The organism is Microcystis sp. M109S1 (assembly GCF_020247025.1).
In the GTDB taxonomy this organism is placed as follows: domain Bacteria; phylum Cyanobacteriota; class Cyanobacteriia; order Cyanobacteriales; family Microcystaceae; genus Microcystis.
The window spans coordinates 1-11282 of record NZ_JADBRW010000071.1; the positions used below are offsets into that span (position 1 = coordinate 1).

The 11282-nt window shown below is 47.4% G+C and carries 9 protein-coding genes; 2 read left to right on the forward strand and 7 right to left on the reverse strand.

The annotated features are described in order from the left end of the window. Window positions 1-244: 244 nt before the first annotated feature. Entirely contained in the window at window positions 245-1195 is a 951-nt protein-coding gene (locus IM322_RS03365; protein WP_287674704.1) for a hypothetical protein, read from the forward strand. 668 nt (window positions 1196-1863) lie between these two features. Here the strand turns inward: IM322_RS03365 and IM322_RS03370 are convergent. The 7 genes from IM322_RS03370 to IM322_RS03400 all read right to left on the reverse strand — a co-directional run bounded on the left by IM322_RS03370 (window position 1864) and on the right by IM322_RS03400 (window position 8104). Beyond that, window positions 1864-2508 carry a hypothetical protein gene (locus IM322_RS03370; RefSeq protein WP_287674705.1) on the reverse strand — a complete coding sequence of 215 codons (645 nt, stop codon included), beginning with the start codon at window positions 2506-2508 and terminating at the stop codon, window positions 1864-1866. Next, complete coding sequence (locus IM322_RS03375; protein WP_287674707.1) at window positions 2462-3319, reverse strand: hypothetical protein; 858 nt, start codon at window positions 3317-3319, stop codon at window positions 2462-2464. Before IM322_RS03375 ends, IM322_RS03370 begins: the two co-directional genes overlap by 47 nt. A gap of 218 nt (window positions 3320-3537) precedes the next feature. Then, window positions 3538-3921, reverse strand: a complete 384-nt coding sequence (locus tag IM322_RS03380; RefSeq protein ID WP_287713100.1) for a hypothetical protein — start codon at window positions 3919-3921, stop codon at window positions 3538-3540. Then, a complete protein-coding gene (locus IM322_RS03385; protein WP_287674711.1) occupies window positions 3914-5020 on the reverse strand; it encodes an ATP-binding protein in 1107 nt (368 codons plus the stop codon). The genes IM322_RS03380 and IM322_RS03385 overlap by 8 nt, the downstream gene beginning before the upstream one ends. Further along, window positions 5010-6062 (reverse strand): metal-dependent hydrolase, encoded by a 1053-nt coding sequence (locus tag IM322_RS03390; RefSeq protein WP_287674712.1) that lies wholly within the window; start codon window positions 6060-6062, stop codon window positions 5010-5012. Before IM322_RS03390 ends, IM322_RS03385 begins: the two co-directional genes overlap by 11 nt. Window positions 6063-6462: 400 nt before the next feature. Further along, a complete protein-coding gene (locus IM322_RS03395; protein ID WP_287674714.1) occupies window positions 6463-7089 on the reverse strand; it encodes a Uma2 family endonuclease in 627 nt (208 codons plus the stop codon). Window positions 7090-7171: 82 nt separating this feature from the next. Then, window positions 7172-8104, reverse strand: coding sequence for an ATP-binding protein (locus IM322_RS03400; RefSeq protein WP_287674716.1), 933 nt, complete (start codon window positions 8102-8104; stop codon window positions 7172-7174). A 241-nt stretch (window positions 8105-8345) separates the two neighbouring features. On the opposite strand from IM322_RS03400, the gene IM322_RS03405 reads away from it, so the two are divergent. After that, on the forward strand, window positions 8346-11192 hold the full coding sequence (locus IM322_RS03405) for an Eco57I restriction-modification methylase domain-containing protein (RefSeq protein ID WP_287713101.1): 2847 nt from the start codon (window positions 8346-8348) through the stop codon (window positions 11190-11192). The last annotated feature ends 90 nt before the right edge of the window (window positions 11193-11282 follow it).

Here is an 11282-nt window from a genome sequence, read left to right on the forward strand (position 1 = left end):
AACCGCCGACACCATCGGTCAAAGCAGGGAGGCATCGCGGCTGGGGTTGTCTCTTTCATCGCCGATTTCTCAACGTAAAGTGCTTACTCTGTAACGATTATACTCGATTGGACTTTTGTTGAGCGTTTAAGTCCCACTAGATGATTGGGCCAAAAAGAATCATAAACGGCTGCCACCCGAACCAGAAAGGGCGGTCAATCTGGAACTGGATCTGTTTCCCCCGACGGAATCGGTACAGGTAGAAGTGGTAGATGACCTGACACCAGACGAAGAACGTCAACGTCTGTTCTGGGAGCGCAAGGTAGAAAGGGCTTTCTACGAAGCGGGAACAGCCTTGAAGGAACTGCGGGATAGACGGCTGTACCGTTCTACCCACAAGACTTTTGAGGAGTACGTTCAAGACCGATTCGGGATGAAACGCGCTCATTCTTATCGGCTGATTGATGCCGCTGCCGTTGTGGATAATCTTTTTCCCCCACGTCTCCAAATTGGAGACAATCTTTCAGAAATGTCTCCACAAGAAATGTCTCCACAAGAAATGTCTCCACAAGAAATGTCTCCACAAGAAATGTCTCCACAAGAAATGTCTCCACAAGAAATGTCTCCACAAGAAATGTCTCCACAAGAAATGTCTCCAAATTGGAGACAAAATTCAACGGGGGAGAAATTGACAAACCCTGTCCCCACCAACGAAGCTCAGTGTCGTCCCCTAACCCAACTGGAACCGGATCAACAGAGAGAAGTGTGGCAGCAAGCGGTAGAAGCTGCGGGGGGTAAAGTCCCGTCCGGTCGCATCGTCAAGGATATAGTACAGCGCATCCGCGAGCGAACCAAAATCCCGATTCCCTACCGGGTCGGTGATGTCTGCGAAATACTGATCAAGGATAACCCCGATTTGCGAGGATTGGGCGGCTGTTGGTGTATCGTGATCGAGGTGAGGGAATTTTCCTGTCTGGTAAGGACTTGGAACGGTGAATATACCGTTAGAGAGGAGAATTTAAGGGATTTGCAGTATTCCCCCGACCACCGGCAAAAGATGAAACAACTGAGCGACCGTCTAGTTCATCTCCGGTCGTTAGGGGAAGAGGAGACGGTGAGGGCTATTCTGGAAACGTTGGGTTCTTTGAAGCGTCCCTACCTGAATACTTGGGAAGAAAAGTTATTGAAGTTTTTGGAGGGATGTAATGCCCGTTGATACACTAGAGTAAGCTAAACGGCGCTTAACCTGCATGATCCAATAGCTATAACCCTTTTGGAGTCTATATCGGTGATCCGAAGTAAAAGCCGTTTAGCTTATTAAAACTAAGAGCAAAACGTGACGGGAAACCTAACCTAGATTTCGCTTGCTCTTGTTCTATCGATCGCATCCCCTAGTTTTTTTCCGGTCGAACCAGCGATCGATACTGCTCCGAATGCAGTTGTTAGGGATTCGGGAAGTGATCGCTGTCCGGTTAGTAGATGTGTTCGGCAATGATGCCAGTGCCACGGCTGAGGTGAGGTAAGCTAAACGGCTTTTACTTCGGATCACCGATATAGACTCCAAAAGGGTTATAGCTATTGGATCATGCAGGTTAAGCGCCGTTTAGCTTAACATTGAGAAACTTTTTCAGAAAGATGAGGTATAGAACCTATTTGGTATCTCTCTTGTGATGCTTCACGGGTAAGAATTACAGGTATTTTGGCTAATTCGCTCTCATCCATACTGGGTAAGGATTTTGGGAAAGATACCAAATGGACTCTATAGCTTGTTGCAGTCGAATGAGGTTACTGCAACAAGCTATAAGTCAGTCTAGGCAAGATGATGGTCTGTATCTCACAAATACCGCTATAGCAACGATTCCTATTTCTGACAGTAATGGTCTGTCACCCGGTAGTTTCCCCAGTAGTTTCAGGAGCGGAAAACCCGGTCAAGGATAGAAGCTGTCGTTTGGCGGTTTCCCCTTCGAGACGGTAACGGTTCCACTGAATCTCTAACTGTTCTCGTTGGGCGATTCTGGTCAGATAGGTTTCGGTAGTTGACCCACCCAGACGGTAATCGATCTCGGTAATTCTGGTCAAGAGGTCGTGATTGGACAGTTGGGCTGATATCGCCCGTTCTCGATCGCCAGCTGATTCGTAGGCGATCACCAGCGTTAAGACCTGTTCTCCGAGTTGAGAGCGTTTGGCAGCCCGTTGACGTTCCAATTCAGCCCGGGCTGCTTCTAGGTCGGCCGCCCTGATTTCGAGGTCGGTGATGGCCATCCGGTCACGCTGTACCTGACCACCCCCAAACAGATTTTGGAGAATGGCGATCGGGTCGGTGGTGAGATAACTTGTCCAATGTCGGGCGTTGGCATGATCAATAGTTTGTTCTGCCAATTGCAGTCGCTGGTCGATCAGGGAGAGTCGCTCATCAAGGGTCTGCAATTCGGGGGAACGTTTGATCGCCGCCTCGGTCAGGGTCTGAATGCAGTCATTGCCGCTATCGAGACAGGGTAGAGGAGCGGCCTGTAGGGGAGTCCACGTCAAGAGTAAGCTCGACAGTAAGAGTATGGTCGTTCTGGCCTTGCCATTTAAGCCGTTTGACCGTTCCGGGATAGGGAGCCTTAACCGTACCCAATTGAACCAGTGCATCGTCGATCTCCTGTATTCTCGTCCTGATGACCGCTTTGTTGTATTCCCGTTCCTGAAGTTGTGCAGCGCGAACCGCTCTTTGTTTATCCACTTCCAGTTGTTGGTTGCGGAGAGTGATCGCCCGTCGGTTTTCCTCGACTGCGAGTTGGTATTCTTCCTGAAGGCGTTTTTCCCTAGCGGTGGACAACTGACCGTTAGCGATTTCCAATTGTATTTTTGCTTGTTCCCATTCCGCTGACCGTTGGGAGAGTTTCGCCCGTTCGTGTTCGATAATCGTCTCCACGGGGGCTTGCCCATCGATGGTGACAAAAGTGGGGAACGTTCGGGTGGGAACGGAAGCTACCCGAACGTCCGTGGGTTTCATGGCAAGTTTCTTATCTTCGGCTTCGCTCAAGGTAAGTAATTGGGCGATTTTCTGTTTTTGTTGAGTGATTTTAGTCTCTAACTGTTTTAATTCTCCTGTTTTCAGAGTAATTTGAGCTATTTCTTGTCGGTAGGAAACGGGGGGAAGTTTATTTAATGTTGGCGGTGGTGAAGGTAAGGTGAGTTCGGGTAGGGGAATCTCTAACTGTTTGAGGGAGAGTTCTAACTGTTTTCGTTGGGTTTGTAGTCGTTGTCTCTCGGTCGAGCGATCGCTTAAGGTCTGACCCGCCACGATGCGAGAGCCTTGTTTGACCCGCAGATCGGCAGGGGTGGTAAGGGTCAATTGAATCTTGATCTCCCTCGGTTGTGTCGAGGATATTTTCTTCGGGGGGGCAACGGGAAGGATGACGGGAGTAACGGGGTCGAGCTTGTTGAAGGGGGTGGGTTTTTGGGCGGTGGTGTAACTGCAACCGACTAGGGTGATAATGGTAAGCTAAACGGCTTTTACTTCGGATCACCGATATAGACTCCAAAAGGGTTATAGCTATTGGATCATGCAGGTTAAGCGCCGTTTAGCTTAGCAACGGCAAGGGTCAGGTAACGAAAGAAATCCTGACGGGGGGAATAGGGATACAGGGGTTCTGGAACGGCGGGAGAAGTGTCGGTTTCTCTCAGGGCAGGCACTAAACTTTGTCTAAGTGTTTTTTGAGAAGCAGTCGTTTCTAAAACGGTCGGAATTTCCAAGACGGTCGGAATTTCCAAGACAGTTTCTCTGGTGCGTTCCCGTTTCCAGCGACTGATCAGTTTACGGGAACAACCCTTGCCCGTTTTCTCCCGTACCAACGAGATCAGACCGTCGTAGGTTGTGCCTGCTGGTGCGCCGTCGAGGATAGCGAAAACCGTCTCGGTGCGTCGTTGATGGGGTCTTGAGAGAGTGCTAACCATCTTCTACCCTCCGGTGATAGGGAAAGATGCTGGTCAGTTCTGCCTGTTTGCCGAAACGACATAGGGCGGTCAAGGGTACTAACTCAGCTACTTTCTTCTCGGCAAAACGGAATTTGGCGGCCACCCGTTTCACTTCCGACTGGTCCACCGGCAGAACGATCTTCGTCGAGGAGTTGCCGATCACGTCGTCGCTGAGATGTCGTTCCGATTGGGATGCCAAAACCAAACCCAAACCGTACTTACGACCGTCGGCGATAATCCGATCACAAGCCCGACTTTTCCGCAATTCCTTGGCCTCGTCGATGAATAGGTAGGTGCGGGGTAACTTACCCTCGATTTCGCCAGTTAACCGGTGTCGGTTCATCAATTGCCATGCTAGGGATTCGGCGGCAATCGCCCCGATCTCAGGCGGTAATTTCGAGAGGTCGATGCGGATATGTTTCTCGGTGAAGTCGGGTTGGGGACGGCAGAAGACACCGTAGGTGAAGGTGGCTATCAGTTTCAGTTTCAGTTTTTGCGATTCCTTACAGCCGCTCTCGACCCGCGACTCGATCTCCTGCTGCAAATCGGTAAAATTGGGGGCTTCCCTTGTCCAACTCGTCGGTCGTTCTTGGGTGATACCCCGTCGGTCATAACAAAATTGCAATATTTCTAATAGTAATCCCTCCTGATTGGGTCCCAACTGTAAGGAACGTTTTAGGGTGGTGGTAACAGCGATCGCCTGTAGATGGGGACCACCCCCTTCGGCATCGAGGTTGACAATCAGGGGATTAATACCGTGAGAACTGGCCATGTGCAGAGGATAACAAGTTTCGCCGATAATCTCCTGATCACCGTGGAAATCGATAATAAATAACTGAATATCGGGATAGGTCTGTCTCAGGGAATAGGCGATCGCTTTGAGGGTCTGGGTTTTGCCACTACCTGATGCACCAATGGCGACGATGTGACCATTGGGCAAATAGCTAGGATTCCAATAACAGTTATCTCCCAAGAGAATGCCAGACGGTGGCGATGATTCTGACAGGGGGGAATTAAATGGCTTCGGAGCCTGTAAAGTGGCGGTGGGTAGTGGTTTTTTCTGCTGTTTATTGAACATTGACTATCCTGGCGATGAGATGACCTGAAACGCTGTATTCTCCCAACTTATCGATCGCGTACTGGGGACTAGCGGCGGTAAGTCGGGCGTAGGCGATGTTACCCGGTTGTAAGGTAATGGTATCGAAACGGTCGGCATGGGTGGGCAGACTCAGACCAGAACCATCGGCCACGGTCAGCGTTCCCGTTAGATATACCCTTGCACCCTGAGCTACGTCGAAAGGTTCCGTTAAACTGGCGAGCCTATCTAAATATTCATCTTCCAAGAGGATATTTTCGATTTTTACTTGGACTGGCGCGACCCGTTCCACCCGAAGGCGGGAGGCGATGATCTGAGATTCCTGACTCGAACCCAGTCGGTACACCGTTCCCTGTTCGTCCTTGACCAGCAGATCGCTAACGGTCAACGGTTCGATTACCTCGTAGGTAGCGTCAATCGGCTGTTCGGTAATGGCGTTCCTCCCTTGAACCCTAACTCGCAACAGATAACGGGAAGCATCCTCGTTCACCGTCTCGATCGCTCCCGACGGCAACCCCAACGCCTGATTGAACCCGCGGATCAGACCGCCACCACTGTTGATAGAAATACTCAGAACCGAGACGACCACAAGAACAAAAAGCAGAAACCACTCGGCATTACTCCCCGTGGCCAACCTCAAACGAGGATTTCTGGGGATGATCATCCGTCCCCGACCAGGATAGAACGCCTGAACTCCCGACTTAGTAAAAACATCGGCAAACCAGCCGAAAAAGTAACCGAGAATCAGACCGTACCAGAGTGGACTATAACCCAGTAAGGCCAGGGGATAAGCCGCAAGGGTGACGACACCAGAAGCAAAGAAACTGTGGGTTATGCCCCGGTGAACCGTTCTCTTTTCTAGCCAACTGCTGACGGGAAAAAAGAGCCGTCCGAGCGAGCTTTTGCCCGTGTCAATATCTGGTAACAGGGCTGCCACCGCCGCTATGCCCAATATCTCCGGATTGGCGGTTCCCAACGTTATACTCGTCAAAGCTACCGAAAAGGCTATATGAGTGACGCTCATCATATAAATTATGAATTATAAATTATGAATTATAAATTATGAATTATAAATTGTGAATTATAGATTATAAATTATAAGTTATAGTTTGTGAATCGGGAGTGGTAGTCGTGAATGATAACTTAAATTATCGAGCGGCAAGGGTTAGTTTTTTGCTGTGATCGGTAATCGTAAACTGACAACTGATCACTGAATAACTCTTAACCCGACCAAATCTAAAACCCAAAGTTAACTGTTTAATTCACCCAGTTTCTCAACCTTTTTTTCCGTGGGCTGATTGCCAGATTTTTTCTGGAAGACTCTTGAGAGGCCGATCTGTCAAGCGACGATATCACCCTTTCTTTGAGGTTTGCGGTGTGTTACTGGTCTGTCCGTCTGGTGTATTTGAATTGTTATGGCGGGATTATCCACCAGCTTTCAACACCTGTTCGGCCGTCAATTTCAGACCTGGGAAGACGGTGGAAGTTATGGTCTGATTGCCTCGAAACTGCTGAATCTCATACTCTCCATCCACTAGCGTACAGATGGATAGAGTGGGCTGTTTGGGCTTACCAATATGTCGAGTCCCGCCCAATCCCGCATAATCGGCAATCCAATATTCAGGAATGCCTAAAACGGCGTAATCTTCAACTTTGCGGGCATAATCGTTTTGCCAGTTGCTACTGACAACTTCCGCCACAAATTTAATCGAACTACCGAGCGTCAGAATCGACTGGTTAGACCAAAGTAGTTCTTTGCTAAGTTCATCTCGATCTACAACCGCAACGTCAGGTCGAAATGCCGTCATACTAAGGTGGGAAGGACGCAATAATCCCCGTTGAAGAACAAACCAAGGTAAATCTATTTTATCGATCTCGACACAGACCTTTGTGGTAATGAAAGCTACTACTTCCTCATGCCACCCCGTCGGTTCCAAATCGAACACCTCTCCATCGATTAGTTCGTAGCGATTATCCCCACCGTAACGAGCGAGAAACTCGTCAAAGCTGAGTTGCTTTTGTTCTATTGGTTGGTTGATCGCAATGGTCATAGGTCATCATGCTCAACTCTTTCAGTTTACCGGATCGATGTGTGATCTATGTGACAGACCAAACTACTAAGGTAGGATGAAGTCAGCGTCCCAAACGGTTAGACTGTCGGGGTAACGAATAAATCATCAACCTGACCATTCCCACAGTTACGGTCAGTATCCCGCCGATCAGATAAAGACTGGTGTTATTAAAACCGAGTCCCAAGAATCTGAGAATCATAAAACCCATGAGAACGGCGATTAGTAGGGGAGTACCGTCGATCCACTGGGTATGATCGTAATTATTGCCCTCCAATCCTAAATATTCTTCCTTGACCACCCGTTTCGCCAACATGGGATTACCGATCGCCCGTTGTTGCCAATCGGCCAGTTTACCCTGTGTCACCTGCAATCCCAAACTGACCGCTTCCTCCTCCATGATTTCGCGGATCGCCCTTTCTGGTAAAGCTTCCAATTCGATGCGGGGAAGCTTCAAAAAAATATCTCGGGCCGGGGGGTAAGTAGCCAACAATAACATCGGCTGTCCCTGCAAATGCAGTTTTTCTAACCAACAACGCAGGGAAACTTGGAACCGGTGGGCATTGTCCATGACCAGAAAAGCGACGTTACCTTGCATCCATTCGGCGATCGCTTCCTGTAACTGCTGTCCTGTCATCGGTTTGCCCTCTAGGGTTTCCGTATCTACCCCCAAATCCCCTGCGATTTCCAGAAGCATCTGTTTGACCGTGCCGATGGCCGGGGCGGCCACTGGAAAACCTCGATCAAGTAACTCCTCGATCACCCGCTCTGCTAAAAAGGTCTTTCCCGCACCAGCTTCACCCACCACCAACAAACTGGCATTGGCTAGTAGGGCGGCCACCACCCGCTCTTTTTCTGCGCCCCTATAGCAGGCGACTGAAACGGAACCATCAACGGAACGGATCGACAAGGGCTGCCGCTCTCCGTCTGGCGCAACCCCGTAGGTATAGAGCCGCTCCTCCCCATTAGCCAATCTCCTTCTGTGACGCTCGATCATCGTTCCGATTCCCAGTTCCCTTTCTACTATAATTCCCCCCGATCTTGACTAGGAGATAACTTTGTACTATTTTACTTTAGGTGAGAGAAAGTGAAATATTGACCGCTATTCGTGGCATCCTAGAGATGGACGGCAAACCTTGACGATTGCATTGATAATAATCGATGGTTTTACTTAATTTGCTCTATCCATCAAAAAAGGCTGGCAGACAATCGCTTTAGAGGGATAATCGAAATCAGTTTTGGAAGTTGGGGAAATGCCGGAACGATTACTGCAACTAGATGATTTAAGGAGTTTAACTGGCCCAGATAGGGTAGCGTCTTTATTCGGACGATTAGGTTATAATGCCGAAGCGCAGCCCCTAAACCTAGAGGACTTGCAGTTAACTTTCAGAAGTGCCGAGGCCGTCTATGACGCTCATCTGATCGCCGATCAAGGGGATGGGGGTTTGCAAGTTTTATTATTCCAGTTGCAGCCGGAGGAGTGGTCTTCTCCCAGTGTTGCCAGTGGTCGGATGAAAGCGATCGCATCTCAGGTAGGTCGTCGCGATACTGAGTTTCTCTTGTTGGCAACCAAGGACTACAACCAGTTGATGTTGGTCAATCCCCGCAAGAGCTTTGATGACAAGATGAACCTCAAGGCCAGCATCAGAAAACTTTTAATTGACCGTACCAATCCCACAGCCTACGACTTAGACCGACTAGAAGCGATCGCAGTCAGGGGAAAATCGCCGCAGGAACTATACAAAGCGCAGTGTGAAGCCTTTGATGTTGAGAAGCTGACCAAAGCATTCTACAGGGGCTATAAACAACTATTCGATAAGGTTCAGCAGGGAGTAAAACGGCATAACAATCATCCCTATTTTGATGACCCTGACCACTTGCATCAATTCTCGCAGCGATTGCTGGGACGGTTGATGTTCCTCTATTTCCTTCAAAAGAAAGAGTTTCTCGCAGGCGATCGCCGCTTCCTCACCACCCAATACCAGCGTCTCAGACTTGACCCCGACGACATGGACTACTACACCACTGTCCTCGAACCGTTATTCTTCGAGACGTTAAACCAAAGCCGTCCTAACCTAGAGTCAAAATGGGGTAAAATTCCCTATCTCAATGGCGGTCTATTTGATCGGGATTATGGAACGGGGATTAAAGACGCGGCGGGACGGCTGACACCGGAGATAGTTACCTTACCTAATGGGTTGTTTGACCCCGGCGATACCGATAGTATTCTTGGGTTCTTTAACTCTTACAACTTCACCATCTCAGAAAACACTTCTGGAGATGAAGATGTGGCGGTTGACCCTGAAATGTTAGGGAAAGTTTTCGAGAATATGCTGGCGGCTGAGGAACGGGGACAGTCGGGAACGTTCTACACTCCCAGAGGCATCGTGCAGTTCATGTGTTCTGAGGTTTTGAGCCGTTACCTCAGTGATGAGGCAGGTATGGAGTTAGAAGTTGTGCAGAAATTGATCGATTATGAACCCGATCTGCCAGACTCTGACTTCAATCAGTTGATGAGTCCCCAACAGGCAAGGGAATTAAAGAAAGCGATCGCTTCTCTGAAAGTGTTAGATCCGGCAGTGGGTAGTGGTGCGTTCCCTCTCGGTATGATGCAGGTAATCCTGAATGTGAGGCAGGCAGTAGCCAGACGGGAAGGAATGAAAGTTTCTAGGGGCAGCCTGACCATTTCTCAATGGAAACGGGACATCATTGCCAATAACCTCTATGGTGTCGATATCAAACCAGAAGCGATCGAAATCGCTAAATTGAGGATGTGGCTGTCTCTGGTAGTGGACATTCCCAATATTGAAGATGTGGAACCCTTGCCTAACCTAGACTACAAGCTGATGTGTGGGGATTCCCTCATCTCTACCATTCACGGGGAACAGTTAATCCCAGACCCTACCAAAATTCAGCAGGGGATGTTAGCCGTTACTCCTATTCAAATTGCGATCGCTCCTTTGCTTGAACTAGAAAAAAGGTATTTTGATGCCCAGACTGAAGAACGTCATCGACTTAGAGAACAAATCCTTGAAGCTGAGGCGAATGTGTTTCGGGTGGCAGTGAGCGATCGTCACCAGTATTGGTTAGGTAAGCAGAAAGAATTAGAAACCAAGATTAAAACTATGAAAGCTAAGGTTTCTAAGGCTCAAGAAAAGGAAAAAGCTGAAATTGCTACTAAATTGGCTGAACTTGATAAGTTTGCTAAAGAGGTTGAAAGTGGAGAGCGATCGCTTAACTTCTTCCAGTATCACCTGCACTTCAGGGATGTGTTTGAGTCTAAGGGCGGCTTTGATGTGGTGGTAGGGAATCCGCCTTATGTTTTTGCGAGAAATAGTCAGGATAAAGGATTTACAGATGAAGATAAAAAGTATTTCTATGACAATTTTGAATTAGCTGAATATCAAGTCAATTTATATCCTTTATTTATCGAGAAAGGATGTTCACTACTAAATAATAAAGGTCATTTTGCGTATATAACTCCTAACAACTGGATGACAATCAATACTAACAAAAAATTAAGGCATTTTATTCTGAACAAGTCTAACATTAAAGTGGTTAATTTTTTAGCTCAAGTCTTTGAAAGTGCATCCGTTGATAGTTCTATTATCATTCTTGAAAATCATACATCAAATTCTACTATTTCACTATTAGAATATACTAAAGAAAGGAGTCTTATTCTTATCAAAGAGCTTAATAGTAAATATTTTGTTAACCAAAAAGACTATTTGATTAACATTGAATCTTTTAAAGAAAAAGAATCAATACAATTATTAGAAAAAATTGATTCAAAATCCATTCAATTAAAATTCGTTGCAGATGTAAAGGCAGGGTTAAAAGCCTACGAAGTAAATGCAGGAATTCCACTTCAAACAAAAGAAATAAAAGAAAATAGAGCTTATCATGCTAAAAGCCAATTAACGGATGAGTATTTTAAATATTTAGATGGTGAAAGCGTTGGTCGCTATTATTTAAATTGGCATGGAGAATATTTAAAATGGGGTAAAAACCTAAGCAGGAGAAGAACATTTAATTTGCAGGGTAATCGCACGTCGTTTTGTATAAAATGTAACAGACAGAGGTGACTGAATGTCGTGCCTAGCAGGACGAGCTGATATAAGTTAATCTGAGAGGAAGTAAAAAGTTACATAGTGTAGCAGTTGAGCATGGCATCC

What these genes read in the sequence shown, in the direction of transcription:
- IM322_RS03385 (WP_287674711.1), bottom strand. Translation starts at nt 5,020, where the DNA reads ATGTTCAATAAACAGCAGAAAAAACCACTACCCACCGCCACTTTACAG.
- IM322_RS03380 (WP_287713100.1), bottom strand. Translation starts at nt 3,921, where the DNA reads ATGGTTAGCACTCTCTCAAGACCCCATCAACGACGCACCGAGACGGTT.
- IM322_RS03395 (WP_287674714.1), bottom strand. Translation starts at nt 7,089, where the DNA reads ATGACCATTGCGATCAACCAACCAATAGAACAAAAGCAACTCAGCTTT.
- IM322_RS03400 (WP_287674716.1), bottom strand. Translation starts at nt 8,104, where the DNA reads ATGATCGAGCGTCACAGAAGGAGATTGGCTAATGGGGAGGAGCGGCTC.
- IM322_RS03390 (WP_287674712.1), bottom strand. Translation starts at nt 6,062, where the DNA reads ATGAGCGTCACTCATATAGCCTTTTCGGTAGCTTTGACGAGTATAACG.